Origin of the sequence: Oceanibacterium hippocampi (genome assembly GCF_900172325.1) — a bacterium.
GTDB classification, from domain to species: domain Bacteria; phylum Pseudomonadota; class Alphaproteobacteria; order Sneathiellales; family Sneathiellaceae; genus Oceanibacterium; species Oceanibacterium hippocampi.
Genome location: NZ_FWFR01000001.1, coordinates 1,200,893 through 1,226,903, shown reverse-complemented (window position 1 = coordinate 1,226,903; position 26,011 = coordinate 1,200,893). Strand labels below are relative to the sequence as shown.

At 70.5% G+C, this 26,011-nt stretch carries 35 protein-coding genes; 27 read left to right on the top strand and 8 right to left on the bottom strand.

Features of this window, described 5'->3' with window-relative positions:
• Positions 1–12 precede the first annotated feature (12 nt).
• The 15 genes from OCH7691_RS05755 to OCH7691_RS23860 all read left to right on the top strand — a co-directional run bounded on the left by OCH7691_RS05755 (position 13) and on the right by OCH7691_RS23860 (position 9,439).
• Positions 13–1,062, top strand: a complete 1,050-nt coding sequence (locus OCH7691_RS05755; protein ID WP_085882414.1) for a DUF4055 domain-containing protein — start codon at positions 13–15, stop codon at positions 1,060–1,062.
• Positions 1,063–1,096: 34 nt separating this feature from the next.
• Positions 1,097–1,678, top strand: a complete 582-nt coding sequence (locus tag OCH7691_RS22865; protein ID WP_139839536.1) for a hypothetical protein — start codon at positions 1,097–1,099, stop codon at positions 1,676–1,678.
• A gap of 75 nt (positions 1,679–1,753) precedes the next feature.
• Entirely contained in the window at positions 1,754–2,872 is a 1,119-nt protein-coding gene (locus OCH7691_RS05745; RefSeq protein ID WP_085882412.1) for a P22 phage major capsid protein family protein, read from the top strand.
• A gap of 8 nt (positions 2,873–2,880) precedes the next feature.
• Positions 2,881–3,351: a hypothetical protein gene (locus tag OCH7691_RS05740; RefSeq protein ID WP_085882411.1), complete on the top strand. Its 471-nt coding sequence runs from the start codon at positions 2,881–2,883 to the stop codon at positions 3,349–3,351.
• Positions 3,332–5,002: a hypothetical protein gene (locus OCH7691_RS05735; protein WP_085882410.1), complete on the top strand. Its 1,671-nt coding sequence runs from the start codon at positions 3,332–3,334 to the stop codon at positions 5,000–5,002. Before OCH7691_RS05740 ends, OCH7691_RS05735 begins: the two co-directional genes overlap by 20 nt.
• A gap of 12 nt (positions 5,003–5,014) precedes the next feature.
• Positions 5,015–5,425 (top strand): hypothetical protein, encoded by a 411-nt coding sequence (locus OCH7691_RS05730; RefSeq protein ID WP_085882409.1) that lies wholly within the window; start codon positions 5,015–5,017, stop codon positions 5,423–5,425.
• Positions 5,425–5,781 carry a hypothetical protein gene (locus tag OCH7691_RS05725; protein ID WP_085882408.1) on the top strand — a complete coding sequence of 119 codons (357 nt, stop codon included), beginning with the start codon at positions 5,425–5,427 and terminating at the stop codon, positions 5,779–5,781. The genes OCH7691_RS05730 and OCH7691_RS05725 overlap by 1 nt, the downstream gene beginning before the upstream one ends.
• Positions 5,778–6,050 (top strand): hypothetical protein, encoded by a 273-nt coding sequence (locus tag OCH7691_RS05720; RefSeq protein WP_085882407.1) that lies wholly within the window; start codon positions 5,778–5,780, stop codon positions 6,048–6,050. Before OCH7691_RS05725 ends, OCH7691_RS05720 begins: the two co-directional genes overlap by 4 nt.
• 3 nt (positions 6,051–6,053) lie before the next feature.
• On the top strand, positions 6,054–6,536 hold the full coding sequence (locus tag OCH7691_RS05715) for a DnaT-like ssDNA-binding protein (protein WP_085882406.1): 483 nt from the start codon (positions 6,054–6,056) through the stop codon (positions 6,534–6,536).
• 4 nt (positions 6,537–6,540) lie between these two features.
• Positions 6,541–6,918, top strand: a complete 378-nt coding sequence (locus OCH7691_RS05710) for a head-tail joining protein (RefSeq protein WP_085882405.1) — start codon at positions 6,541–6,543, stop codon at positions 6,916–6,918.
• On the top strand, positions 6,918–7,313 hold the full coding sequence (locus OCH7691_RS23210) for a hypothetical protein (protein WP_085882404.1): 396 nt from the start codon (positions 6,918–6,920) through the stop codon (positions 7,311–7,313). Before OCH7691_RS05710 ends, OCH7691_RS23210 begins: the two co-directional genes overlap by 1 nt.
• Positions 7,310–7,720 carry a phage tail terminator-like protein gene (locus OCH7691_RS23205; protein WP_085882403.1) on the top strand — a complete coding sequence of 137 codons (411 nt, stop codon included), beginning with the start codon at positions 7,310–7,312 and terminating at the stop codon, positions 7,718–7,720. The genes OCH7691_RS23210 and OCH7691_RS23205 overlap by 4 nt, the downstream gene beginning before the upstream one ends.
• A 41-nt stretch (positions 7,721–7,761) precedes the next feature.
• Positions 7,762–8,667 carry a phage tail tube protein gene (locus tag OCH7691_RS05695; protein ID WP_139839534.1) on the top strand — a complete coding sequence of 302 codons (906 nt, stop codon included), beginning with the start codon at positions 7,762–7,764 and terminating at the stop codon, positions 8,665–8,667.
• A complete protein-coding gene (locus tag OCH7691_RS05690) occupies positions 8,667–9,104 on the top strand; it encodes a hypothetical protein (RefSeq protein WP_085882401.1) in 438 nt (145 codons plus the stop codon). Before OCH7691_RS05695 ends, OCH7691_RS05690 begins: the two co-directional genes overlap by 1 nt.
• Positions 8,999–9,439, top strand: coding sequence for a phage tail assembly chaperone (locus tag OCH7691_RS23860; RefSeq protein WP_442417839.1), 441 nt, complete (start codon positions 8,999–9,001; stop codon positions 9,437–9,439). Before OCH7691_RS05690 ends, OCH7691_RS23860 begins: the two co-directional genes overlap by 106 nt.
• A gap of 17 nt (positions 9,440–9,456) precedes the next feature.
• Here OCH7691_RS23860 and OCH7691_RS05685 read toward each other — a convergent pair whose 3' ends face one another.
• Complete coding sequence (locus OCH7691_RS05685; RefSeq protein ID WP_085882400.1) at positions 9,457–9,999, bottom strand: hypothetical protein; 543 nt, start codon at positions 9,997–9,999, stop codon at positions 9,457–9,459.
• Positions 10,000–10,128: 129 nt separating this feature from the next.
• Here OCH7691_RS05685 and OCH7691_RS05680 point away from each other — a divergent pair, with 129 nt between their 5' ends.
• Genes OCH7691_RS05680 through OCH7691_RS05635 form a run of 10 tightly spaced genes read left to right on the top strand, consistent with a single transcriptional unit; the run spans position 10,129 to position 18,504 of the window.
• Positions 10,129–13,002: a hypothetical protein gene (locus tag OCH7691_RS05680; protein ID WP_085882399.1), complete on the top strand. Its 2,874-nt coding sequence runs from the start codon at positions 10,129–10,131 to the stop codon at positions 13,000–13,002.
• Positions 13,002–14,039: a hypothetical protein gene (locus tag OCH7691_RS05675; RefSeq protein WP_085882398.1), complete on the top strand. Its 1,038-nt coding sequence runs from the start codon at positions 13,002–13,004 to the stop codon at positions 14,037–14,039. Before OCH7691_RS05680 ends, OCH7691_RS05675 begins: the two co-directional genes overlap by 1 nt.
• Before the next feature lies 1 nt (position 14,040).
• A complete protein-coding gene (locus OCH7691_RS05670; RefSeq protein WP_085882397.1) occupies positions 14,041–14,706 on the top strand; it encodes a hypothetical protein in 666 nt (221 codons plus the stop codon).
• A gap of 4 nt (positions 14,707–14,710) precedes the next feature.
• Entirely contained in the window at positions 14,711–16,288 is a 1,578-nt protein-coding gene (locus tag OCH7691_RS05665; protein WP_085882396.1) for a hypothetical protein, read from the top strand.
• Complete coding sequence (locus OCH7691_RS05660) at positions 16,285–17,049, top strand: hypothetical protein (RefSeq protein WP_085882395.1); 765 nt, start codon at positions 16,285–16,287, stop codon at positions 17,047–17,049. Before OCH7691_RS05665 ends, OCH7691_RS05660 begins: the two co-directional genes overlap by 4 nt.
• Before the next feature lie 58 nt (positions 17,050–17,107).
• Positions 17,108–17,416 (top strand): hypothetical protein, encoded by a 309-nt coding sequence (locus OCH7691_RS05655; protein WP_085882394.1) that lies wholly within the window; start codon positions 17,108–17,110, stop codon positions 17,414–17,416.
• Positions 17,413–17,694 carry a hypothetical protein gene (locus tag OCH7691_RS05650; protein ID WP_085882393.1) on the top strand — a complete coding sequence of 94 codons (282 nt, stop codon included), beginning with the start codon at positions 17,413–17,415 and terminating at the stop codon, positions 17,692–17,694. The genes OCH7691_RS05655 and OCH7691_RS05650 overlap by 4 nt, the downstream gene beginning before the upstream one ends.
• Positions 17,678–17,977 (top strand): hypothetical protein, encoded by a 300-nt coding sequence (locus tag OCH7691_RS05645; RefSeq protein ID WP_085882392.1) that lies wholly within the window; start codon positions 17,678–17,680, stop codon positions 17,975–17,977. Before OCH7691_RS05650 ends, OCH7691_RS05645 begins: the two co-directional genes overlap by 17 nt.
• Positions 17,978–18,007: 30 nt before the next feature.
• A complete protein-coding gene (locus tag OCH7691_RS05640; protein WP_085882391.1) occupies positions 18,008–18,205 on the top strand; it encodes a hypothetical protein in 198 nt (65 codons plus the stop codon).
• The gene (locus OCH7691_RS05635) at positions 18,205–18,504 is read left to right on the top strand and encodes a hypothetical protein (protein WP_085882390.1); all 300 of its coding nucleotides are present in this window, start codon (positions 18,205–18,207) and stop codon (positions 18,502–18,504) included. The genes OCH7691_RS05640 and OCH7691_RS05635 overlap by 1 nt, the downstream gene beginning before the upstream one ends.
• Positions 18,505–18,612: 108 nt before the next feature.
• On the opposite strand, the gene OCH7691_RS05630 is transcribed toward OCH7691_RS05635, so the two are convergent.
• The 7 genes from OCH7691_RS05630 to speD form a co-directional block, all read right to left on the bottom strand.
• Positions 18,613–19,503, bottom strand: coding sequence for an alpha/beta fold hydrolase (locus OCH7691_RS05630; RefSeq protein WP_085882389.1), 891 nt, complete (start codon positions 19,501–19,503; stop codon positions 18,613–18,615).
• Between the two features lie 44 nt (positions 19,504–19,547).
• Positions 19,548–19,796 carry a DUF6868 family protein gene (locus OCH7691_RS05625; protein WP_085882388.1) on the bottom strand — a complete coding sequence of 83 codons (249 nt, stop codon included), beginning with the start codon at positions 19,794–19,796 and terminating at the stop codon, positions 19,548–19,550.
• 28 nt (positions 19,797–19,824) lie between these two features.
• The gene (locus OCH7691_RS05620; RefSeq protein WP_085882387.1) at positions 19,825–20,658 is read right to left on the bottom strand and encodes a PGN_0703 family putative restriction endonuclease; all 834 of its coding nucleotides are present in this window, start codon (positions 20,656–20,658) and stop codon (positions 19,825–19,827) included.
• A gap of 106 nt (positions 20,659–20,764) precedes the next feature.
• Positions 20,765–21,172 (bottom strand): GFA family protein, encoded by a 408-nt coding sequence (locus OCH7691_RS05615; protein WP_085882386.1) that lies wholly within the window; start codon positions 21,170–21,172, stop codon positions 20,765–20,767.
• Between the two features lie 106 nt (positions 21,173–21,278).
• A complete protein-coding gene (locus tag OCH7691_RS05610) occupies positions 21,279–22,244 on the bottom strand; it encodes an adenylate/guanylate cyclase domain-containing protein (protein ID WP_085882385.1) in 966 nt (321 codons plus the stop codon).
• 64 nt (positions 22,245–22,308) lie between these two features.
• On the bottom strand, positions 22,309–23,154 hold the full coding sequence (gene speE, locus OCH7691_RS05605; RefSeq protein WP_085882384.1) for a polyamine aminopropyltransferase: 846 nt from the start codon (positions 23,152–23,154) through the stop codon (positions 22,309–22,311).
• On the bottom strand, positions 23,151–23,645 hold the full coding sequence (gene speD / locus OCH7691_RS23625) for an adenosylmethionine decarboxylase (RefSeq protein ID WP_085882383.1): 495 nt from the start codon (positions 23,643–23,645) through the stop codon (positions 23,151–23,153). The genes speE and speD overlap by 4 nt, the downstream gene beginning before the upstream one ends.
• A 287-nt stretch (positions 23,646–23,932) precedes the next feature.
• Here speD and OCH7691_RS05595 point away from each other — a divergent pair, with 287 nt between their 5' ends.
• Positions 23,933–25,066 carry a hypothetical protein gene (locus tag OCH7691_RS05595; RefSeq protein ID WP_085882382.1) on the top strand — a complete coding sequence of 378 codons (1,134 nt, stop codon included), beginning with the start codon at positions 23,933–23,935 and terminating at the stop codon, positions 25,064–25,066.
• A gap of 111 nt (positions 25,067–25,177) precedes the next feature.
• On the top strand, positions 25,178–25,909 hold the full coding sequence (locus OCH7691_RS05590; protein ID WP_085882381.1) for a hypothetical protein: 732 nt from the start codon (positions 25,178–25,180) through the stop codon (positions 25,907–25,909).
• Positions 25,910–26,011 lie beyond the last annotated feature (102 nt).

The following is a 26,011-nucleotide window of genomic DNA, read 5'->3' as shown; positions in this document are numbered from 1 at the left end:
GGGGATGGAACGATGCCCGTAGACAGCAAGGCCGACCGCTATCTCGCCACGGCCCCGAAATGGCGGCTGATGCGCGACTGCATGGCCGGCGAGGACGTCGTCAAGGCGGAGGCGATCATCAACTGGCACGAGCGACGCGAGAACGGCACGACCGCGCTCGACATGCTGGTCCTCGACGAGGGCGAGACCCGGCGCGATCCGGCCGACCCCTTCGAGACCCGGCGCAGCGAACGCTGGCGGGTGATCTGGCAGGCGGACGGCGTCGCCGTCGAGACCTGGACCCGGCCGAGCCCGGATGCGCCGCCGGTCCCGGCCGGGCCGCCACTGCCGCTGAGCGGTGGCGGCAGGGCGCTCACCGAGGCGCCGTTCGTCTTTGTCGGCGCCCGCGACCTGACCGCCGACCCGGACGAGGTGCCGCTGCTCGGCCTCGCCCAGACCGCGCTCTCGCTCTATCGCCGTTCGGCCGACTACGAGCAGTCGCTGTTCATGACCAGCCAGGCAACCCCGGTGGTCGTCGGTGTCGCCGGCGACGACCCGAACGCGCCGCGGGCGATCGGCGCCTCGACCATCTGGCACCTGCCGCAGGGCGCCGACGCCAAGTTCCTCGAGGTCTCGGGCAGCGGCCTCGCCGCCCAGCGCCAGGCACAGGAGGACGATTTCGCCCGCGCCATGCAGGCAGGCGCCCAGCTGCTCGATCACGCGGCGGCGGAATCCGGCGAGGCGCTCCGGCTCCGCCATGCCGCCCAGTCGGCGACCCTGATCTCGATTGCCCGCACCGTTGCCGCCGGGATCGAACAGGCGCTGCGCCACGCCGCGCGCTGGATCGGCGCCGATCCGGAAGCGGTCAGCTATCGCCCCAACCTCGACTTCGTCGACAGCGCCGCCTCGGCCGACGTGATCCGGGCGATCGTCGACGCCTGGAGCGCCGGAGCGATATCCTCCCGCACCCGGCATGAACTTTTCCAGCGCTACGAACTGGTCCCGGTCGAACGCGGCCACGACGAGGAAAGCGCCCTCATCGGGCGGCCCGACCCGGACGCGGCCCCTGCCGCGCGCCGCTGACGCCCCTCCGCCCGTCCCATCAAGGAGAGAGAATTTGGCCCCGGAATTCGATTTTCCGGCCGAGGTCGACGACCTCGCGTCGGTGCCCGAACCCTTTCGCGCGCTTTACGAGCCAACGGAAGAAGGCGGCGCGTCGCTGCTCGCGACCCTTCGCGCCCGCCTCGCCGATGCGGCCGAGAAACCCGTTCTGACCGAGCGCCTGGCCGAGTTGCAGGCCCGCGCCGAGACGATGGACCAGGCGCTCCGCGAACGCGAGGCGGCCCTCGCGGGCCACGCGCTGGAGCGCGCCGTCGGCGATGCGGTCGGCGTTGCCCGGATCCGCCCGGAGGCCCGCGCCGATGTGCTGCGCGCCGCCCGCGAGGCCTTCGAGGCCGACGGCGACGGCGGTGTCCGCCCGCGCGATGCCGAGGCCCAGCGCCGCGGCCAGACGCTTCCGCAGTGGATCGAGCAGCAGAAGGAGACGGCGCCGCACTGGTGGCCGGCGAGCGCCGGATCCGGCGCCGCCGGTGCCGATGCCACCGCCGGTACCGGCGGCCGGGCAACCAGCTATGCCGCCGCCGGCGACCTGGCGCCCGAGGAATATGTCCGCCGCCGCCGCGACGGCAGTCTGCAATAGCCCGGGCCCGCCGCCCCCTTCTCCACGCCGCCAGAACCGACGAACCCCACCCGCATCCGAGCAGGAGCCAGCCTGATGCCCAATTCGATCCTTTCCCCCTCGATCATCGCCCGCGAGGCGCTGATGCTGCTGGAATCCAACATGGTCTTCGGCAACCTCGTGTTCCGCGGCCACCAGGACGATTTCACCGGCGCCCGGGTCGGCGACACGATCACCGTGCGCGGCCCCGCGACCTTCGTCGCCGATGAGTATGACGGCGCCACGCTGACCATCCAGGACGCCACCGAAAGTTCCGTCCCGGTGACCCTGGAGAAGCATTTCGACGTCTCCTTCAAGGTCTCCGACCGGGAAATGTCGCTTTCCATCGCCGATTTCTCCGGCCAGCTCCTGCAGCCGGCGATCCTCGCCATCGCCGAGGCGGTCGACGCCTATGTCGCCTCCAAGTATGTCGAGACCCATGCGGTCATCGGCAGCGCCGGCAGCCCGCCGGCCTCGCTCGCCGACCTCGCCGCCATCGACCGCCGCCTGAACGAGGCCCGGGTGCCGCTGTCCAACCGGGCGCTGGTCCTCGACCCGGCTGGCAAGGAAGCGATGTTCCAGATCCCGAGCTTCGCCGAGGCGGACAAGCGTGGCGACCAGGGTTCGGCGCTCCGCGACGCCTCGATGGGCCGCTTCATGGGCTTCGACCATTTCATGAGCCAGAACGTGAAGAGCCACGCGAGCGGCACCGCCGCCGGCTCGCTCGCCGTGAACGGCGCGGTCACCGCCGGCGCGACCAGTCTCGATATCGACGGCGGTTCGGGCAGCCAGACGCTCAAGGCGGGCGACCTGCTGAGCTTCGACGGCATCGAGGGCAGCTTCGTGGTCACCGCCGACAAGACCGCCAGCAGCGGCGCCTGGAGCAGTGTCGCGATGAGCCCGGCGCTGCCGGCGCTCGACCATGGCACCTCGGTCAGCCTGGTCGCCAGCCATGTCGCCAATCTCGCCTTCCACCGGAACGCCTTCATGCTGGCGGTGGTCCCCCTGTCGCTGCCGAAGGGCGCCGGCATGGCGGAATACGTCAACTTCCGCGGCCTCGGTATCCGCGTCGTCTACGACTACGACAAGGACGCCAAGTCGGACGTCGTCTCGCTCGACCTGCTGGCCGGCGCCCGTTGCCAGGATCCGCGCCTCGCCGTCCGCGTGCTCGGGTAACACGGGCGATGCCTGAACTGCTGGTCTATGCCGCCGGCCCGGACGACCGGGACCCGACCCTGCTGCGCCGGGGATCGATCCTCCGGGCGGAGCCCACGGGCTTCCAGTGGGGCCGGCGGGAGAGCTTCGCCGCCTGGCGGGCCGGCGGCGGGCGGCCGGGGGACTGGCACGGCAAGACCGTGATCGTCATCGTGCCCGACATCGATCTCAGCCTCGAGGACGCCCGTAGCCTCGCCGAACCCGCCTATGTCGTGGTGCGGAACGGCCGGGAAATCCCGAACGTCGAGCCCGGCCCGGGTGACGAGCTGAAAACGCACAGCCGGAGAAAGGCGAGGCTCGACCTCGCCCGAACCGAGGATGCCGGCGACGGCGTCCGGTTGATGACCGGGGCGGTGCTCGACCGGGCGGTCACCGTCTCGGACGGACTCGACCGGCAGGGCCGCAGGATGGAGACGGGCCGTGCCCTCCGTCAGCGTTAAGCCGTCCGGCGGGGATTACACCTCGCTCGACACCGCGCTCGCGACCGAGGCGGGCGACCTGTCCTCCATCGGGCCGATCGACTTCGAGATCTGGACGTTTCCCGGCGGGCTGGACGAGGAAGTCGGGATCTACCACGGCGACGGCTGGACCAACGAAAGCGCGGTCAACCGGATCCGGATCACGGCGGCAACCGGCGAGAGCTTCGTCGATGCCGGGCCCGCGACGCCGCTTTACTGGGATACCGCCTTCGCCCATGTCGACAAGTCTTCCAACTACCAGAACACCATCGACATCGACGTCTACTACGTCACGCTCTCGCGGCTGATGATCGGCCATTCCGGCGGCTTCAACGGCCGGGTGATCAAGGACCTGCTGAATCATACCAGCATCGACCAGTGCATCGTCTACGGCACCCAGGGCAACCTGACCCTGATCGATATCGGCGGCAGCGCCGGGGTGATGCAGCGCTCGGTCGTCATCCTGGACAACGACGGCAACGGCTCGGCGGTCTATTTCTCCGGCGGCTCGATCTCGAACGTCACCGCCGTGCGGCCCTCGGGCCTGGCCCCGGCCGGGCTCGGCATCCGCCGCCAGTTCGGGACGCCGGTCGCGAAGAACTGCGTCGCCTTCGGTTTCGAGCAGGACTTCGCCGGCACCTGGGCGGCGGGCACCGACTACAACGCCTCCGGCGACGCGACGGCGCCCGGCGCCAGTTCGCTCACCTCGCTCGTCTTCGCGGACCAGTTCGAGAACGCGGCAAACGACGTCCGGGCAACCGCCACCGGCGACCTGCAGGCCGGCACGACGATCGGCATGCCCGCGACCGACATCTTCGGGACGGCGCAGACGACCCCCGCCTGGATCGGCGCCCATGTGCCCGGCGGCGACGGCGTCGAAGGCGAACCGGCGGACCTCGCCGTCCCTGTCGAGGCGGATCAACCCGGCGCGAGCATCGCCGTATCCGGCGCCGCCGACGGACATGCCATCGACTGTGCCGTCGATCCGGTCTCCGCCAGCCTTCGGGTCGCCGGCACGCCCGGGGAACTCGCGGTCGCCGGCGACGTTGATGTCGCCATGACCGGATTCTCCGTTTCCGGCAGCGCGGACGATTCCCCCTGCGTCGTCGCCTTCGACATGGCGGCAGGCGCGCTTCTGCCGTTTCCCGGGATTCCCGAGGATGTGTCCGAGGCGCCGACGATCGACGCAACCAGCGGCACGCTGGGCGGAACGGGAGCGCCCGAGGCCATCGCGGTCGATCCGACGATAGGCGAGCCGTCCGGCGCTTTCCGCGTCCCGGCCGGCCTTCCGGGCGATCTGGCCGCCGATGCCGCCATCGGGGCCGCCGAGGGCGCGGTCGGCTTCGACGGCCTGCCCACCGACCTCAGCCCCGGCACGGATGCCGACATCGTCGCGGGCACCGTTACCGTCGGCGGCGCGCCGCACGACCCGCAAGTCGCCTGCATGTTCGACGACCCGTCGGGCGGCGTCCGGGTCGAGGGACTTCCGGCGGGTCTGGCGATTGCCGTCGCCATCGACGGGGCCGGGCCCGCCGCGCCCGCCACGACACCGCCCGGCCGCAAGGCGGAGGCCCCGCAGCAAGCCCGCACGGCCGCCGCCGGCCAGCAATCACGCGGCGCTCAGGCCGCCTGAGAGGAGACCATCATGGCGAAATCTTCCCCCGACTGGGTCAAGGACGCGAAGCTCGAGGCGATCGCCGACAATTGCGACAAGCTCGTCCTTTGCGAGGGCGAGCCCTCGACCTACAGCCACGTCTCGAACAACAAGGGCGTGTCGGACGGCAAGCGACTCGGCACCGTCGATCTCGCCACCGGCGCCGGTGGCGGCGACTACACGATCGCCGACAACGACGGCGGCGGCGGTGGCCGGATGCTGACCGTCGGCGCGCAGACCGGCCTGACCGTCGACGTCAACGGCGACTGGGACCATGTCGCGCTGGTCGACAGCGTCAATTCCAGGCTCGGCCCGGTGACGACCAAGACGAGCCAGGCGATCACCACCTCGGGCACGGTCGACATCGCCGCCTTCGCGATCCGTGACAAGGATCCGACCTGATGGCGCTTCCCCTCGACGCCGTCGCCTGGGCGGACGCGCTCGATCCGCACGAGTTCAAGGAGTATGTCGCCCAGTGGGGCACGGTGAACGCCGCCAACGGCGGCGCCACCATCGCCTCGGCGACGGTCGCGCTGTCGGCCGAGGCGGTCACCGCCGGCGTGGTGATCGACGATGCGGCCCATCCGCCCGCCAGCAACGACGACGACGTGACGATCTGGCTCCGCGTCGAGCCCGAGAACCGGCTCGACGCCGCCTTCGACGGCGAAGGGGCGACCTTCGGGGTCGAGATCACGATCGACGATTCCGACGGCCGCACCCTGCAGCGCACCTGGCAACTGACGGTGAGACAACGATGAGCGTCACGATCGCCAATCCTCGCCGGAGCCGCACCGCCTTCATCAAGGACGGCGCGGTCGTGGGCGACGACTGGGCCAGCATGCGGGAACTGCCCGAGGCCGAGAAACGGGCGCACGGGGCGAGCCATTTCCTTGCCGTGCGGCGTGTCGCCGCCGATTTCGAGGCGGGCATGATCTGCAACTTCCAGGGCCGCGACTGGCGTGTCGTCGCCGTGCGACCGTCGCCGGAAGGCCGCCATTTCAGTCGCCTGATCGTCCGGAGGACCTGAGACATGAGTTTCGTCGCCGAAGACGGCACCGGCCTCGCGACCGCCAACAGCTATGTCGCCACCGCCGAGGCGAGCCAGTATCACGACGAGCTCGGCAACAGCGCCTGGGCGGCCGCCGCCGAGGAGCTGCGCGAGCTGGCGCTTCGCCGCGCGACCCGCTATATCGACGGCCGCTACGCCTTCGTCGGCTGTGTCGCGGTGCCGACCCAGGCGCTCAAATGGCCGCGCACCGGCGCCTTCGACACCGAGGGACGGCTGCTATCCGGCGTGCCGGTGCAGGTTCGCGAGGCCTGCCTCGAACTGGCGCTGCATCTGGCCGAAGGCGGCAGCGTCGAGGCGGCAACCGCGGCGGAAGGCGCGATCCGCCGCCAGCGGGTCGGGCCGATCGAGACCGAGTATGCGGAGATCGAGCGCGGCCGCGAATTCCCCTTCGTCTCGCGCCTGCTGGCCGGACTGACCGTGCCGCGCGGCCTCGACCGGGCCTGACGCGATGACCGGATCGGGACGCCTCGCCGCGAGCCTGCGGCGGGCGATCGCGCGCGCCTTCGACAGCGCCGACGACCTGGCGCCGGCTGCCATTCTGCGACGCGTCATACAAGGCGGCCATGTCCCGGGCGAGGGCGCGCCGGCGAGCGAGAGCGACAGCCCGGTGCGCGTGCTCCTCGATTCCGCCGCCGCCGCGAGCGCCCGCTACTACCACGATCTCACGCTGGAGCCGGGCGACCGCATCGCCTGGCTGGAATCGACCGTGACGGCGCCGCGGAACGGCGACCGCCTGATCGTCGGCGGCGTCACCTACGCGATCCGCCTCGTCGATCCGGCCGATGCGGGCGCCGGCGCGCTCTACCGCCTTGTGGTGCGCGGCTGATGCCCGGTTTCGCGCAGACTCTGAAACAATTTCAGAATACGGTCCTGGGCGGGATCGCCCGACGCCACGGAGAAGTCGCGGGCGGCCTGCTTGCCCGCCTGGTCGACCGGACGCCGGTCGCGAGCGGCCGCGCCCGAGGCAACTGGCTGGTGGGCCGGGGCCGCGTTCCGGTCGGCGAGAGCGGCCGCCCGGACCGGGACGGCGCCGCGACGCTGGCCGCCGGGCAGAATGTCATCGACCGCGCCGGACCCGGGGAGACCCTGCATCTCGTCAATCGCACGCCCTATATCGCCGCGCTGGAACATGGCAGCGGCACGCGCGCGCCGGCCGCGATGGTCCGGCTGACGGTGATCGAATTCGCCGACATCGTCGCCGGGACGGAGGATCGGACATGAGTCATCGCAGGATCGAGGCAGCGCTGGAGACCCGGCTGCTCGCGCTCTACCCGGCCTCGCGGATCGCCTTTCCCGGCGCGGCCTTCGCGCCGCTTCCCGGCACCGACTGGGTGCGCCCGCATTATCTGCCCGCCGGCGCCCGGCAGGCCGGACTCGGATCGGCGGCGGCCGACCGCGAACGCGGTCTCTACCGGGTTTCCGTCTTCGCCCCGGCCCATGCCGGGCGGCCCGCGGCGCTGGCCCTTGCCGACGCCGTGAAGGGCCATTTCCGGCGCGGCGACCGACTTGCCTTCGAGAGCCTGTCCGTCACCGTCGAACAGGTCTCGGTCGGCCCGGCGATCGCCGAACCGGACTGGGTCGAGATCCCCGTGGACATCGCCTGGCGGGCCGACATCCCGCTGCCCTGAACAGCCCGCTCCCGTTGCAACATCCGTGAAGGAGAATGCCGATGGCTTTCGCTGCCGGTTCACGCCACGCCCTTGCCTATGTCGCCGAAGCGACTTTCGGCGTCACGCCGGAGACGCCGGCGATGCAGGAGCTGCGCCACACCGCCTGCTCGCTCGGGCTGGCCAAGGACAGTCTTGAATCGAACGAGATCCGCGCCGACCGCCAGATCGCCTTCCAGCGCCACGGCAATCGCCGGGTGACCGGCGAGATCGGCGTGGAATTCGCCTACGGCGCCTTCGACACGCTGCTCGAGGCGGCACTCTTCGGCAGCTGGTCGTCGGACGTGCTGAAGGCCGGCATGACCGAGCGCAGCCTGACCATCGAGCGCGGCTTCTCCGACATCGGGCAATATGCGGTGCACAGCGGCTCGATGGTCAGCAGCTTCTCGCTCTCGGTCCGGCCGAACCAGATCGTCACCGGCTCCTTCGGCATCCTCGGCAAGGAGATGAGCCTCGCCGCGAGCCCGCTCGACGCCTCGGTGACGGCGGCGCCGGCGAACGAGCCGTTCGACAGCTTCCAGGGCACGCTGACCGAGGGCGGCGGCGCCATCGCCATCGTCACCGGGCTCGACTTCACGCTGGAGAACGGCCTCGACCCGGCCTTCGTCATCGGCTCCGCGTCGACGCCCCGGATCACGCCCGGGCGCTCGCGCCTGACCGGCACGCTCAGCGCCTATTTCGAGGACGAGACCCTGCTCGCGAAATTCGTCGACGAGACTCCGAGCGCGATCGCGCTGACGCTCTCCGGCGCCGGCGGCTCCTACGCGATCGCCTTCGAGAACGTGAAATATACCGGCGGCTCGGTCCCGGCCGACAATGCCGGTCCGCTGGCGCTCTCGCTGCCCTTCATCGCGCTCTACGACGCCGCCGAGCAGTCGCAGGTCACGATCACCCGGACGGCCGCCTGATGACCGGCGAAACAGACCGTCCGGACTTGCCGGCGCCGCTCGACCTGCAGAGCCTCGACATCGAGGCGGCGGCCGGGGAAGGCGCCTCCTTCACGCTCCGCCATCCGGTCACCGACGAACCGCTCGTGCAGGACGGCCGGGCGATCACGATCACCCTCTGCGGCGCCGATTCCCGCCGCTGGAAGGCGATGCAGCGGGCCAACCTGGACCGCCGGCTGCGGCGCGGCCGCGCGGTTCTCAAGTCGGCCCAGATCGAGGAGGAGAATATCGAGCTGCTGGCCCATTGCACACGCGACTGGCAGGGTATCGTCTATGGCGGCGAGGCGCTCGCCTGCACGGAAGCGAACGCCCGCCGGCTCTACCGGGAGCAGAGCTGGATCCGCGAACAGGCGCTCCAATTCGCCGGCGAGCGGGCCAATTTCCTGGGGGAGCACTAGCGGCGCTGCTCGCCTTCGCCGAGGGCGAGTTCGCGCTGCAACGGGCGGAGAACGGGGCGAGCCGGCGCGCCCACCTGGAGCAGGTCGCCCGGCAGACCGGACAGCTTCCGGACGAACTCGGCCAGGCGCCGCCGCCGGCCGCGCTCGCGCATGTCTATGACTGGTTTCTCGATCTGTCGGCCGGGCGCGGCGGAACCGGCTTCGGACCGGCACCGCTTTCGGCCGGCGAAATCGCCGCCTGGGCGGCGCTTTCCGGCATCACGCTCCGCGATCACGAGGTCAGGGCGATCCGCGCCCTCGACCGGCTCTGGCTTTCGCTGGCGGCGCGGGAATAGGCCGCGCCAGGCGCGTCTCAGCCGCCGTCGCGGCCGATGATCAGCCGGGGTTCGGCGCGCTCGACCCGCGCGCTGCGTTCCGGCCGCTCGGTGCGCAGGGGCCGTCCGACCCGGTCGTCGCGGTCATCCCGGTCGTCGGAAAGGTCGCGTGCATCCCGGTCGTCCGGCGCGTCGCGCTGCAGGCGGGCCGGCCGGAGTGTCGGGCCGGCGCGTCCGGGCTCGGCGTCGTTGTCCGCCGTCACCGGTTTCCGTGCGACCGCAGGTTCCGCCGGCGCCGGGGCACGGGGCGCGGTTGCCGGAAGGGCCAGTCCGCCGGCCTCGAAGCGGCGCGCGATCCGTTCGATGCGGACCATCGCCTCGACGCCGCGGGCCAGCGCGAACAGCGCGACGCCGGTCACCAGAACCGGCAGCGCCGAGAGCCAGAGCACATGCACGGCGGTCAGGCCAGGTGCCAGTTCGACGTTCGGAACGGCGGAAAACGCGAAGGCGCCCGCCAGCACGAAAAGAGGCACCACCAGCAGGCTCGCAAGGAGGCGCAGGGAAAGCGTCCAGAAAGTCATGTCACCACCAGGTTCGTTCCGCGGTCGGCCGGCGCCCCCGCCCGGCATCCGCAATCGCTCCGCCCGCCTTCTTAAATCGTAAGGCGGCCACCATCCGCAACCCCCAATTCAACTTTCTGCGAGGCCCGCATGATCACGGACATCGCGACCCTCGGCATCGAGTACCGCGCGATCGGCATCGACGAGACCGCGCGCGCCATGGCCGCGGCGAGCCGGGAAGGCGAACACGCCGCGGCGGTGATGTCGCGGGCCGAGGCGGCGCAGGCGGCGCTGGCGCGACAGACCGCCGCCGCCAGGCAGGCGCTCGACGGTCACCTGGCGGCGATGGAGCGGCAGAACGCAGCGCTCCGCCTGACGCTTGCGGGCCAGGGCGACCTGCTGCCGATGCTGGAACATGAGGCGGCCCTGCGCCGGCGTCTCGGCCGCGAGCTTCTGCCGGAGGAGGCGCGCGCGATCCGCGCGCTCACCGCCGAACAGCAGCGCCTGACCGCCGAGGTCCGAGCCCAGCAGCGCGACGCCGAAGCCCTTGCCCGTGCCTACGACCAGTTGGCCCGGAACATCCAGGACTCGCTGGCCGACGCCTTTTACAACGTGCTCGACGACGCCGATGAGGGCTTCGACGAATTCTTCGACAATCTGGTCGATCTCGCGAAGAAGGCCGCTGCCCAGATCGCGGCGGCGATGGTCATTCAGCCGGTACTCGGCGGGATCGGGAGCGCACTCGGGATCGGTGGCCAGATCGCCGGCGGTGGCGGCTTGCTCGGCAGCCTGTTCGGCGGCGGGACCACGGGCAACGCGGGGGCGCTCGACATCGCCAAAACCATCGGCGGGATACTGCCGAAGCCCTTCGACATCAGCGGCGCAATCGGTGCAGGCGGGTTGTTCGCGCCCGCGACCGCGACTTCTCTTGCCGGCGGCTTCGCGTCGTCTACGGCTGGCGGTCTCGGCGTTGCGGCCGTTCCCGGCGGCGTGTCGAATGTCGGCTATGTGACCGGCGCGGCCGGTCCCCTTGCCGGTGCGGCACCGCTCCTTGCCGGTGCCGGAGCCTTGGCCGGTATCGCCTCGCTCGCCTTCCTCGGTTATTCCTCGGTCGCCGGCAACAAGCCCATCCCCCGCGCCGCCGCCTCGGTCGGTGTCGGCCCGGACGGGCGGCTTCTGGTCACCGACGCGCAGACCCGCGACAAGGCCCCGCAGGAGGTCGCCGACCAGTTCGGCCAGCAGCTGATCGCGGTGCTGCAGGGCTTCGCCGATGCGACCGGCGGGACGTTCGCCCCGGACTTCGACGCGCGGATCGGCTTCAACGCGGTCAAGAAGGCATTCGACACGCAGATCAAGGGCGTTGACCCGGCTGACGGCTTCCTCGTTTCCGAGAATGGCGACGCGATCCAGAAAACCCCGATGTTCCGGGAACTGGACGACGCGCTCAAGCGGATCATCGTGGACTCGGTCGAGAACGGGCTGATCTCCGGCGTCGATGACGCGGATATCGCGGTGCTGTTGCGCGAGGGGATCGAGGAGGGGCTTCGCCTCCTCCAGATCAAGTCGCTGTTCAAGGACGAGGTGGCCGACCCGGTGGAATCGACCCTGATGGACATGATCGACGCGCTGGAGCCCGCCTTCGAGCAGCTGGTCGCGGACGCGAAGAAGGCCGGGATCGACCTCGTCAAGGTCGAGGCGGCGCTGACCCGCGACCGCCTGAACATTCTCCGGCAGGCCACGAAGGAGCAGCTGGAGGAACTGGCCGCTTCGCCGATCCGCTTCGTCGCCGATGCCCCGGCCCGCGACCGGCTGGCCCCGCTGGAGGCCGAGGTCGAGCTGGCCCGCCGCGAGGCCATCGACCTGATCAACGAGGAGATCCTCGCCAACCAGGCACTGGCGCAGGAGGTGGAGCGCGCCCGGAACTCGCTTGACGGCATCCGGGAGGGGCTGGCGGAATTCGCCGATTCGCTCAAGCTCTCCGACCTCTCGCCGCTCACCCCTGCCGAGAAGCTGGCGGAGGCGCGCAGCCAGTTCGACACGCAGCTTGCGCTCGCACGCGGCGGCGACGTGGACGCGCTCGCGGGCTTCACCGATATCGCCCAGAGCTTCCTTGAAGCCAGCCGGGCCTTCAATGCTTCCTCGGCCCCGTTCCAGTCCGACTTCGACCTCGTTCAATCGGTGCTGGAGGAACTGCAGACCTCGTCGGTCACGTCGAAGGACAGCCAGCAGGCGTTCCTTGATGAGATCGCCGCGCAGAACCAGTTGCTGGTCGACATGGCGGCGGCGCTCAGTGAACCGGAAGGCCCGAACGCCGGGCTGCTCCGCGACCAGCTGGCCGAACTCTCCGGCATGGGTGTCGGCATCGAAAGCCTTTCCGCCGGGATCGAGGCGACGCTGAAGGTGCAGGAGCAGGTCGCGGCCATCCTCGACCAGATCAACGCGCGGAACCAGACGGCGAACGAGAAGGCGGCGGAGGCAGCGGCCAAGCGGGACGCCAAAGCCCGCGAGGACATCATCCCCGACGACATCCCGACGACCGACGAACTGGTGCAGAGCCACCGCGACCTTCAGGCGATCATCCGCGACGGCTCCAGCGGCGGCACGACCCTGTTCAACGCGCAGGGCGGTGCGTTCTCCAGTGCCGGGACCGACCCGAACAGCCTTCGCGGCTTTGCCACCGGCGGGCTCGTGCCGGGCTTCGGCGGGACCGACAGCGTGATCGCGCGGGTGACACCGGGCGAGTTCGTGATGACGCCGGAGGCTGTGAACGATATCGGCGTCGGCACGCTCACGGCAATCAATCGCGGCGGTGCCTTCAACGAGATGGCTTCGGAAATCCGGGCCTTGCGGGAAGAGATCGCGGCGCTCCGCGCCGACAATGCCCGCCTCGCTGAGACCGTCGCCCGGGTCGGCGCGAGCCAGATCGACGAGATGCGGCGCGGCACGGCGGTGGTCGATGACGGCCTCGGCCGGATCGCCGATTCCGCCGAACGCAAGGCCCCGAGGCAGAGGAGTGCCGGCTGATGGCTACCCGCTTTTACAACCGGGTCCGGGAGACCTCGACGACGACCGGGACCGGGACGCTGACGCTCGGCGGCGCGCCGACCGACTACCTGACCTTCGCGGCCGCGGTGCCCGACGGCGCGGCGGTCGCCTACATGATCATCGCCTGGCCGGACTACGAGATCGGCGTCGGCACTTTCACCGCGCCGGACCAGCTGGGCCGCGACACCGTGCTTGAAAGCTCGAACGGCGGCTCGAAGGTCGACTGGCCGGCCGGCACCCGCGACGTGATCGCGACCGCGCCCGGGCAGCTCCTGTTCGACCTCGGCGGCGCCAACGCGCTGACCGGCAGCCTCGACATCACGGGCGGCACGCTGACCGGCGAGATCGGCACCGGCAACCTCGCCGCGGGCGCGGTCACCAACGCCAAGATCGCCGACGGCACCATCGGCTTCTCGAAGATCGTCCAGACCAGCGCGGCGATCGCCGACCAGGCGACGATGGAGGCGGGCGCCAGTTCGGCGCGCTGGGTGACGCCGCTCGGCACGAAGCAGGCGCTCGACTACCACGTGCCCCGCACCCCGATGGCGGGCGGCACGACCAATGTCATCTCGGGCAGCCCCTCGACGATCCAGTTCACCAGTATCCCGTCCTGGGCCCGGCGGATCACCATCGGCCTCTATGACGTCTCCTATACCGGGGGCGGGCTGATCGTGCAGATCGGCCCGTCCGCCGGCGTCGACACGACCGGCTATGTCTCGGCGGCGGCGAAGATGCGCCACGACGGCTCGGGCCCGGAGATCTTCTCCAACACCGCGACCGACGGCTTCCTGATCGGCGGCACGGCGGAGACCCTGAACGGCGTCGTCACCCTGCTCGCCCCGGTCGCCGGCGAGGCGCGCTGGATCTGCGCGGCGCACGGCATGGCGGGCACGGCGCATGCCTTCTCGGCCGGCGGGCGGAAGGCGATCGCCTCGGGGATCCTCGAACGCATCACCTTGCGCGGCTCCGGCATCACCTTCACCGGCGGCCGCGTCAGCATCACCTGGGAGGCCTGAGATGGATTTCCCGAAGGACGAGGACCTGCAGGCGAGCTTCGGCCCGTTCAACGAGACCTTCAAGTTCCGGACGACGAAGCGGCCGGAGCTGGTCGGGGCGATCCCGGTGACGGTCGGGCCCGGGCAATGGGTCGGCGTCGTCTCGGTCAAGATCACCGGGGCGCAGCCCGGCGACCATTACGACATCGAGGGCCAAATCGGCGTGACCAACGATCTCGGGCACCCCTGTAATGTGTCGGCGAAGTTCGTGTTGGCGCAAAACCGCGACATCAGCGACGGGGCATACATCGACATCTCCGAGGGCGGCGGGCCGAATGTCAGCGGCTCGGCCAACGCCGCGACCGACCCGCTGTTCCTCGGCAACCGCCACCACGAGGTGCTGACCGAGATCGGCTCCTTCGTCTACCCGGCAGGCGGGACGTACAAGCGGATCGTGCTGGCACTCCGCGCCGTCTCCAGCGTCGCGCAGACCGGCGAGACGCTGAAGATCGACCCGGACAGCAGCGACATCAGGGTGACGCGCTCGCGCCGGGTCGAGCCCGCCGCGCCGCCCGCGCCACCGGTGGCCTCCGCACGAACGGACGGCGCCCGGCAGGACGCGCTCGAACGCCGTCTCGCGGCGCTCGAGGCGAAGCTCGCGGCGGCCGGCCGGGCGCTCGGGGCCTGAGCCGATGCTGGGCCTTCATCCGACCGGCTCCCAGCCGCTCGCCTCGGGCGGCTACGCGGAGTTCGCCTATCTCTACGTGCCGGGGCTGTTCGAGCAGCTGATCGCCGACCCGGCCCCGGCGCTGGAATTCCTGGTCGAGATCGTCGCCTGGGACCGCGCGGCCGGCGCGACGACGACGTTGCGTTACTCCATGCGGGGCTTCACCTCCGGGCCTTCGGACTCGGTCGCGAACACCCATTACGAGGGCCGGCTCGCCTCGCCGTTCCGCTTCTCGCAATCGATGTTCCAGGCCGGCGCGCTCGGCGGCCGCTCGGAGCCCTCCTTCGGCACGATCCGGCTGATCAACCTCGACGGCGGCCTCGACGGGCTTGCCGACATGGCGGTCGACGGCCGCGAGGTGACGGTCAGGGCCGGCGGCGTCGGCTTCGCCTACGACGATTTCCGCACCATCCTGTCGGCCCGGGCCGAGGGCTGGCGCTTCACCGAGACCGAGGTCGAGCTCGCCATCCAGGACCAGGTGATCGCGCTCGACAGGCCACTGCAGGAGACGCTGTTCGACGACACGGCCGGCGACCTCGAGGGCCAGCCGCTGCCGGTGGCGCTCGGCATCTGCCGGAACGTGACGCCCCGCCTGGTCGACGCCGCCGGGCTGGTCTACAAGGTCGCCGACGGCGCGGTCGAGGCGATCCCGGCGGTCTATGACGGCGGTGTCGCGCTCACCGGCGGATCGGTCCCGACGCTCGATCTCGCGAACGGGGAATTCACGCTCGCCGCCTCGCCGGCGCAGGAGATCACCTGCGACGTCACCGGCCAGACCTTCGGCGCGGCATCGGCCCCGGTGACGGCCGGCGCGATCATCCGGGCCCTGCTGGTCGAATATGGCGGGCTCACCGATCCGGACGATTTCGTGCCCGACGACTTCACCGCGGTCGAGGCGGACAACGACGCAGCCATCGGCCTCTACATCCCGGATTCGCGGACCATCCCGGCGATCCTTGACGACATCATCCGCACGATCGGCGGCTTCTACACCTTCGACCGGCAGCGGCGCTTCTCGCTCGGCGTGCTCAAGGCGCCGAACATCGGCTCCTACGTGGCGGCCTTCGGCGAGACCGAGATCGTCACCCTCTCGCGCCGCGACCTGCCGGACGAACTCGCCCCCATCGTCTGGCGCTGGCGGGTCGGCTACCGGCGGAACTGGACAGTGCAGACCTCCGGCCTTGCCGGCGCGGTGACCGACGAGCGCCGCGCCTTCCTGGCGGAAGAGACCCGCGTGCAGACGGCGGAGGATGCGAGCGTGCGCACCGCAAGCCCGCTGGCGGCGGAACCGCCGCTGGTGCCGGCGCTCTACGACGGGGCGGCCGACGCGGCGGCCGAGGCGGCCCGCCTGCTGGCCCTGTTCGGCGTGCCGCGCTTCATCTACGAGGTCCGCGTCAAGGCGCTCGGCTACCGGCTCCGGCTGAACGACACCGTGCGCGTCACCTATGGCCGCTACGGGCTCGACGGCGGCAGGACCATGCGGGTGATCGGGCTGACGCTCGACGGCGCGCGGAACGAGACCATCCTGGAGTGCCTGGCATGATCCTGCTCCACGACAACGCCTTCGACAGCGCGGCGAAGACCTACAGCCGGGAGGTCGCGACCCTGCCCGGGTCGAACAGCGCCGATCCGCACCTGTCGCGGGTCTGGCGGGCGAGCGGGACGGATGCCTTCCACGTTCTCGTGGATTTCGGCGCGGCGACGGCGATCCGCGCCTTCGCCATCCTCGGCGCCAACCTCTCGCCGTCGGCGACCGTGCAGGTGACGGCGGACGCTTCCGATCCGGCGGTCGCCGCGCCGGACTTCACGGCCGACGAACTGACCGGCATGGAGGCGGGCTACGGCGCGCTCTACCAGGTCTTCGCGGCCGACCAGACCTACCGCTACTGGAAGATCGCGGTCGCCGATGCCGCCCCGCTGGCCGGCTATTTCGACATCGGGCGGATCGTCCTTGGCCCGGCGTGGAAGCCGGCGCGGAACCCGTCCTACGGCGCGCAATGGACATGGGCCGACGAAAGCCGGCGGACCCGGAGCCGGGGCGGCCAGAGCTATACCGACATCGGCGCCCGCTATCGCGTCGTCGAGTTCGAGCTTGGCGTGCTCTCCGAGGCGGAAGCCTTCGGCCCAGCCTTCGAGATCGACCGTGTGGCCGGGCTCTCCGGCGACGTGCTCGCCATCGCCGACGAGGATGCGAGCCTGCTCGCCCGCCGCGCCGTCTGGGGGCAGATCGAGCAGGCGACGCCGCTCGTCCATGCCGGCCACGACCTCGTGATGAAACGCTACCGGATCACCGAACGCCGCTAGGGCGCAACCGCTCCGGACAATGCTGAAATTATTTCACTCGACATACCGGGAGGGCGCGATGACCCGTCTCCTTTTGCTGCTCGCCTGCCTGGCGCTGACCCCGCTGCCGGCGCTCGCCGAGGGCTTCTGCCTGCCGCCGGGCGACATGGACCGGGCGATCCGCGAGAGCCGCTGGCGTGAGACGCCGCTGTTCGCCGGCATCGGCGGGCAGGGCCGGGTGGTCGCGCTCTATGGCAATGTCCGGACCGGGAGCTGGACCCTGGTGATGGAAGGCCCGGACGGCACGTTCTGCGGGCTTGCCGCCGGCAACCGGCTCCGCCTCGCGCCCGCCGCGCCCGGCGGGGCGCCGCAGGACGGACCGTCATGAGCGAACCGGCGCGCGCCCACGGCCCGTTCGAGCGCCACCTGCAGACCCTCGTCGGCTTCGTGCTCTGCGGCCTGATCGGCTGGGTCGGCGTCTCGGTCGCCGATGGCCGCGAGGCGGTCGCCCGGGTCGAGGAACGGGTCAGCTATCTCGCCGAGACGGTCCGCGACCTGAAGCAGGAGATCCGCGCCGCGACCCGGATGGAACGGCTCGGCCGGCTCGACTTCCCGACCCCCATCCCGCAACCGACAGAGGAGGAACGCCATGACCGCGATACGTGAGCCCGGCGACATCGCCGCCTTCGACGAGGGCGACGACGATGCCCTTCCGGCCGACGCGCCCCGGCGCCGCGGCCTACCGCGCAAGTCGGCAATCCGCATGCGGGCGCGGCAGGACGTCGACGTTCTCTATCCCTATGTCCGCCAGAGCGGCATCGCCGAGCAGCCCGGCATCCTGGTCCTGAACGCCCACGGCGAGATCCCGCTCGGCCGCGAGCGGCTGCTGATCCTCGCGCTGCAATGCCTCAACGCCTACGCGCGGGCCGGCAGCGGCAGGCTTTCCTGAATTCCATTCAATCAAACGAGGAGTCCCGCCATGCATGCCATGCTGGTCTCGCTGATCGATGCCTTTCCCGCCTGGATCGCGGCGCTGACCGCGACCGTGACCGCGGCGACGGCGATCACCGCGCTGACGCCGAGCCGGAGCGACGACGCGGTGCTCGACATCACGCTCCGCTTCCTGAACCTGCTGGCCGGCAACGTCGGCCACAACCGGAACGCGGACGATTATTGATGCCGCGCCATGATCCGGGACGGGCGGCGGCGCGTCTCGCCCGCCTCGCCGGCCTCCCCACGCTGGCCCTGATGCTCGCGCTTTCCGGCTGCGCCGGCGCCGGCGCCCTCATGGACGAGGGGGTGGCGGAGATCCGCCAGGTCAACGACGCGGTCATCCCGCGCCATATCGACGCGCTCTGCTTCTATCCCCATTCGGCGCTGGTCCGGCACGCCGCCCGCGCGCCGCTCGACGGCGCATTCCTCGCCGAGAAATGCGGCGAGCTGAACAGCCGGCGGATCGTCATCCAGCGGGAATAGCCCCGCCCGCGCACCCCGCACGTCCCCCGCATGCCGACCGACAGCCCCGTCCCGCCGCAAGGCGGGGCGGGCTTTCGCATGTCCGGAGCGTGCCGACGGAGCGGGCGACTAGCCGGCCAGCTTTCGCGCGTTCAGCACCGCCCGCGCCCAATCGGCGGGGCGTTCCTGGGGCAGGTTGTGGCCGGCGCCGGCGAAGACGCGATGCTCGTGCGGCCCGGTGAACATCGCCGCGTGATGCGTGGTCAGGCCGCCCACCCCGTCCGCGTCGCCGTCGATGGTGATCGCGGGCACCGCGATCGGCGGCTGCCTGCTAAGCGCGGCCTCGATATCCGCGACCGCCGGGTCGCCCGGCACGAGGCCGTAGCGGTGCCGGTAGGAATGGATCACGACGTCGACGAAATCCGGGTTGTCGAAGGCCGCCGCGCTGCGCACGAAAGTCGCCTCGTCGAAGGCCCAGGTCGGCGACCACATCCGCCAGAGCAGCCGGGCAATGCCCCGCCGGTCCTGCGCCAGCCCGCGGCGGCCGCGCTCCGAATGGAAGTAATACTGGTACCAGTAGGCGGCCTCGGCCGCCGGCGCCGCCGGCTCCATGGCGCGGGCGATGTCCTGGATGTTGTAGGAATTGCCGGAGACCAGCGCCGTCACCCGTTCCGGCCAGAGCGCCGCGACGACGCAGGCGGCCCGCCCGCCCCAGTCATAGCCGCCGAGCACCGCGCGTTCGATCCCGAGCGCGTCCATCAACGCCCTGAGGTCGGCGCCGAGGGCCGCCTGCTCGCCCGAACGCGGCGTGTCTGGCTTGAGAAACCGGGTCGGGCCGTAGCCGCGCAACCAGGGCACGATGACCCGCGCCCCGGCCTCCGCCAGCAGCGGCGCCGCCTCGGCGTAGGCCTCCACGTCATAGGGAAAGCCATGCCCGAGAATGCAGGGCCAGCCGCCGGCCGGGCCGTATTCCCGGTAGGCGACCGACAGCACGCCGGCGCCCACACTCCTCACGTCCATCGCGACGCACCCCCCCTCCGACTTCGCCACGGGCTGGCCGCGCCCTAGCCGCGGACGACGATCCTGAGCGCCAGCCAGGGCAGCAGATTGAAGAACAGCCAGAGGATCTTCAGCAACGCGACGAAGCCATAGAAGGCGCCGCCGACCACCTCCGGCGGGATCCCGAACAGCCGGGAATGCATGGCCACGGCCCAGTCGGGGATGACGATCGCCACGACTGCCGAGACCGCGAGCAGCCCCCCGTTGAGGATCGTGCACCATTTCAGGAACGCGAGCCACTGGCGGATATCCATGAGCTACCACTCCTTGTCCGCGCGACGCTCAGGCCGCGCGCAGGTAACGCGCCCGAAGGCGCCCGATATGCGCCGGCAGCCAGTCGGGCGCGGCCGCGGCCACCCAGGAGCGCCAGAGCTCCGGGTAGGACATCGCGGCGAAGGCCACCTGCCCGTCGCCTTCGACCGCCCTGGCGAAACGCCCGATCTCGGCGCGATGCTCGGCGAAGACACGGAAGGCTTCCGGGTTCGCCGGCTCCCAGAACAGGTAGAGCAGCGTCACCGGCCGGTCCGGAAAACTGTGCGCGAGGCCGAAGGCATGCTTGACGAGTTGCGCGGCATCGAGCCAGCGATAGGCCTGCGGCGCGGCGCGGAGCGCCATCATTTCGCGGAACCAGGCGCCGTCCCGGCGGGCGTCCAGAATACGGTCGCGATAGGCATCGGCGAACTTCGCATCGTGCCGCGAGAGCGGTTCGAGACACTTGGATTCAATGGCGACGACCGCACGCGCGCCCTCCACGACGACATCGAGATTGGGCGCGGTGCCGCGCACGCCGGCGCTGCATTTCCGTTCGAACCGCAAGCCGGAGAAGCCGCCGTCGCCGCCCGGCAGAAGGGGAGCGACCCGCCTCGCCTTGAAGGGCGCGAAGACATTGACCCCGAGCGCCGAGGAGGAATGGGCGGCGCGGAACTTGTTCTCGAGTTCGTTGCCGCTGCCGCTCTCCAGGTCCTTCCGGACGTCGTCGAGCCGGAAGCCGGCGACCAGGTTCTCCGCCGCGTCGGCGACATAGCCCCTGGCGTCGAGCGCCGCATCCGGCGAAGATTCCCTTAGGCCGTTGCCGAGCGCGACCCTGCAAGCGCGCACGGCGTTTCTTTCGGACATGCTACCCTCCCGTTCATCAGGACCAGCTTATGCGCCGATCCCTTGATGGGGAAGGGAAACCGCCGCGCCGGCGGCAAGGGATGATCGGCGTGACGGCGCGTTCGCGTCAGCCCGGCCGGCCGGGCAGTCTCGGCACGTCCTCGAGATGCGCGTCCCACTCGGCACGATCGGCGTCGAAGATATGCGCATCCGGTCGGAGCGCGACCGCGCTGTCGAGGCAGCCGGCGGGCACGACCAGCCCGGCGCCGTTCGCCCGCTTGTTGGGAACGGCCGAGCCGCAGGCGGAACAGAAGCTCCGCTGGTGCCGCGTGTCCGCGACCCGGTAGGTCGACACGAGATCCGCCCCCGACAGCCAGTCGAGTCGCCCCGCCGGGGCGAACAGGTTCGCCGCATGGGCCGACCCGGTGCCCTTGCGGCAGCGCTTGCAATGGCAGAGGAAGAAACGCTCGAACGCCCCGGATATCCGGAAGGCAACCCTGCCGCAGAGGCATGAGCCTTCGGCCACGTGATCCATTACGTCCTCCCGCCCGGTCGACCGGCCCGTGAATTCGGGCACGGCTTCGCTCTTTTACCGCCCCGTGGCCATACCTGTCACCGGGCGATATGGCGGAGGGGCCGCCCTAGCGGTTGCAGTCGAGCTGGACGGCGGCGCCCTGGCCCGCGTCGTTCGGGGCGCAGTCGGTGGTCGGCGCCGAGGAACCGTCGCCCACGGGCGCGATCTTTTTCAGGCTATCGAGGGTCGAGCCGACGAGGCCCTTCCCGGCCCCGCCGTCCTTCGCGCTGTCCCCGGTGCCTTCCGCCGTCCTGCCCGGTTCCGTCGCCACAGGGGCACGGTCGGCGCGGTCGGCGCCTTCGGCGGTCGCGGGACCGCTCCGTACGACCGCAGGCGCGGCCGCATCGCCATCCGACCAGGGTTTCCAGAGCATCAGCGCCAGCACCACGATGATCCCGGCGAGCGCGAGCGGCAGGGCGATCCGCCAGCGCGGCGCGGCGCGGCTCGCCGTGACCGCGGCGGCCGATGCGGCGTCGGCCGGAGCCCGGAGGGGCAGATCGGCCGTGCCCTCGCCCGGCAGCAGCATCCGGAAGACCCGGACCGGGTGCTCGACATTCCTCAGTTCCGTCGGCCCGAGGGCCACGAAGCGGGCGGCGATCTTGCCGTCGACCTGGTCGTGCGCGCTGCCCGAAACGACGATGCCGCCGGGCTCCGCCAGCCCCTCCAGCCGGGAGGCGACATTGACGCCGTCGCCCAGGATGTCGTCGCCGTCGACCACGATATCGCCGACATTGACGCCGATGCGGAAGCGGAGCGGTTCACCGCCCGCGCCGCCGTCCGTCCATTCCGGCGCGGCCATCGCCGCCTGCCAGGCGGCGGCGCATTCGACCGCATTGACGGCGCTGGCGAACTCGACCAGCAGGCCGTCGCCGAGGCGCTTCACGATGCGCCCCTTGTGGGCCTGAACCAGGGGGATGGCCAGCCTGTCCCAGCAGGCCTGGACGCGGGCGAGCGTCGCCGCCTCGTCGGCCTGCATCTGCCGGGTGTAGCCGACAATGTCGGCGAACAGGATCGCGGCGAGCCGTCGCTCCAATGCCTGGACCTTCCCTGGGGTCAAATCCGCGCCGGCCCCGCGCCGGTGGGTAAACGACAACGCGTCAGGCGAACAATCGTTCGATGAAGGGCGGGAGCGCGAAGGCGGCGGCGTGCACCGCGGGTCCGTAGTATTCGCATTTCCCGGCGAGCGGCGCGGCCCGGTCGGCGAGCTGTTCGGCCGTCTGGCGCCGCAGCGACGGATCGTCGGTGGCGAAGCCGAGCGCCATGTGACCGCCCTGGTAGCTCGGCACCTCGGTCAGGTAGAAGGCGACGTCGGCGAAACTCGCCTTCAGCTTCGGATAGCCGTCGCGGACCTCGTCGGCCTGCATGAAGGGCACGCCGTTCTGGGTCACCAGGATGCCGCCCGGGTTCAGCACCCGCTTGCAGTCCCGGTAGAATTCGGCCGTGAAGAGCACCCGGCCCGGCCCGACGGGATCGGTCGAATCGATGATCACCACGTCGAAGCGGGCCTCGGTCTCGGCGACATAGCGGCAGCCGTCGGCGATCACCAGTTCGAGGCGCGGATCGTCGAAGGCGTCGCCCGAGAGCTTCGGCAGGTAGCGCTTCGACATCTCGATCACGGCCGGGTCGATCTCGACCAGGGTGACCGCCTCGATGTCGTGCATCAGGGCGCGGCGAATCGCCCCGCCGTCGCCGCCGCCGATCACCAGCACCCGGCGGGCGCGGGGATGGGCGACCAGCGGCACATGGACCAGCATCTCGTGATAGAAGGGCTCGTCCGCCTCGGTCGTCTGGACGATCCCGTCGAGCGCGAGAACGCGGCCGTAGCGGTCGTTCTCGAAGATCACCAGGTCCTGCTCGTCGGTCTGCTCGCTGTGCAGGATGCGATCCATCCGGAGCCGATGCACGGTCCCCGGATAGAGCCGCTCCTCGAACCAGGCAGTCACTTGATGACGCCGCGCTTGTGATCGCCGAGTTCGACCCGTTCCGGCCGGAAGGCCTCTTCCAGCACCGGCAGCGTCCGCTTCGGCTCGGCATCGCCGCACATGAAGACGTCGAGCGCGGCATAGTCGCATTCGGGCCAGGTGTGGATGCTGATGTGGCTTTCCGCCAGCACCACGACGCCGGACACGCCGCCGTTCGGCGTGAAGTGATGCAGATGGACATGCAGCACCGTCGCGCCCGCCGCATCGGCGGCGGCCCGCAGCGTTTCCTCGATATGGTCGAGTTCGTCGAGGCGCGAGGCGCCCCACAGGTCGACGATCAGATGCGAACCCGCATATGTCTGCCCGTCGCGCTGGATGAAATGATCCAGCCGGTCCGCGGATAACGGAAAGCGGATCACATTTTCCGCTGCTACGGACTCTCCCGCTCGGGTCTCGCTCGGTACGCAATCCGAGTCTGTCCCCAGTCGGAAGAGAGAGATGTCTTTCGCCATCGTCTCCTCCTTCCAGTAGACGGCTCACGCCAAATAAAACGAGGGCCGCATATCGTCGTTTTGTGAAGCGAACGCAAGTGAATTTTGCGCATGGCCGGGATCGCGACGCACCGCCGGCCGTCGGCGCGACCGTTCCGCTTCCTGCGCCGGGAACCGGACCGGCAGACCGGACGTTCGCGAGACGAGGGGTTGGCGACGATTCCGCGTGCCGTGCGACGGCTCGGACGGGCCACGGATGTCGTCGGCAAGCATGTCATTGTGCAAGCATGGGCTTTTCCGGATAATCGATGCCGGAGCCATGGCCGGCGATGCGCGCGGCGGAACCTGAACTGGAGATGATACGAATGGCGGTCGCCCGGATCCTGACCCTAACCGTCGCCGCTGGGTTCTGGCTCGCCTTGCCGGCGGGCGCGGAGGCGCAAGGCAACCTGCTGAAGTCGCTGACCGACGAGGCGACGAAGAAATCCGATACGGCCGCGCCGGAAAAGGCACCTGCCGCACCGGCCGCACCCGCCGCCCCGGCCACGCCCGCGCTGCCGGAAAAACCCGCGCTGCCCACGGCATCCGATACGCCCGCCGCGTCCGCCCTTCCGGACAAACCCGCCCTGCCCGCCGGCGCCCTGCCGGGCACGGACGGGAAATCGCCGCTCGACGCCTCGGCGCTGCAGGACCAGCTCGGCCAGAAGGACGACCTGATCGGCGGCCTGAAGGATCAGCTCGGCCAGAAGGACAGCATGATCGGCGGACTGCAGGAGCAGCTCGGCCAGAAGGACAGCCTGATCGGCGGGCTGCAGGATCAGCTCGGCCAGAAGGACGGGCTGATCGGCAACCTGCAGGAACAGCTTGGCCAGAAGGATGGCCTGCTCGGCACCCTGCAATCGCAGCTTTCCGAGAAGGACGGCCTGCTCGGCCGGATGCGCGGCGAACTGGAGAAGAAGGACAGCCTGCTCGGCTCGCTCCAGGCGCAGATGAAGGAGAAGGGTGGCCTGCTCGACGGCCTGCAGGAGCGGCTCACGGCCGCCACGGCGAGCCTCGACACGCTGAAAAGCGCGATCGCCAACAAGGACGAACTGATCGGCTCGCTGCGCGCCTCGCTCGACCAGCGCACGACGTCGGCCGAGCAGACGCAGGCCAAGCTTGCCGAGGCCGAGAGCCGGATCGCCGCGCTGGAGGTCAGGCAGGCCGAGCTCGAGAAGGCCCGCACCGCCGCGGCGAAGGAGCTTAAGACGGCGCAGACCGCCGCCGCCAAGGCCGATACCGAGCTGAAGAACGCGCTCGGCCGGCTCAGCGTCATGGAAGCCTCGCTGGCCGCCGCCGAAGCCGACCGCTCGACGCTCGAGATGCACCGGATCGTGCTCGGCGTCCTGTTCATCCTGGCGCTCGTCGCGCTCGTCGTGCTGCGCCGCCGCCCGACACGCTGACCGGGGCGACTTGCCGCCTGCGGTTGCGGATGGCAGACTGAATGCAGGCGATGGGGCCTCCGGCCGCGGTCGCCGACGTCAGATCCGCGTTCCGTTCCGGAGGCCCCCGCGATGCGTTTCCCTCCCGCCCTCGCCGTCATGGCCCTGCTGCTGGCGCTCGCCGGTTGCACGACGCCGAACACGGAACTGCCGCCCGACCAGCCGCTCAGCCTCGCGGCCGACAAGACCTACATGCTGATCGCCGTTCTCCACCGCTGGCATGGGGCGCTCACCTTCTGCGAAGCGGGACAGGGAGGGCGGCATTTCGAGGTCGGCGTCAATGCGACCGGTGACGAACTGTGCGGCGGCGGCGCGATCTTCACCCTCAGTCCCCGTTCGGTGGCATTGGACCATTCGAGCTTCTCCATACGTCCGGGCGAATCGTTCGAGGTCCATGAAGGCAGATATGGCTTCACCTACTACGTCATCGAGACCGATCCGGGCCGGTTTTACCCGGCGCGGACATTCCGCCGCCGGTCTGTCGTCATCATGAGCGGCAGCGCGCCGGTCTTCACCCTGAAGCCCGGCCGGATCAACTATGTCGGTCACTTCGCGCAAAGCCCGAAAGGCAGCCTGCGGCCGCTCGCCTTCATGCCTGAAGCGGCGAGGGCCGGGCTCGCGACCCGGACACCGAAAGACGGTTCGCTGCCGATGCATGCATCCCGCCCGGACATCTCGGACGTCACCTGCAAGGAGGAAACGCAGGGACTGGCGCCGTTCTTCAACGAGAACATCATCGTCTGCGATATCGGCGTGCCCCGGCCGATCCCGGACATGCAGGAGAGGATCGCCGGCCGCTTCTGAGCGCCGGCGGCGCTTGTCGCGATCCGGCATCGGTGCCAGACTGCACGCAGGCATCGGGCAGCGCCGCCCGTCGCTCAACCGACCGGATAGAGGAGGCTCCGC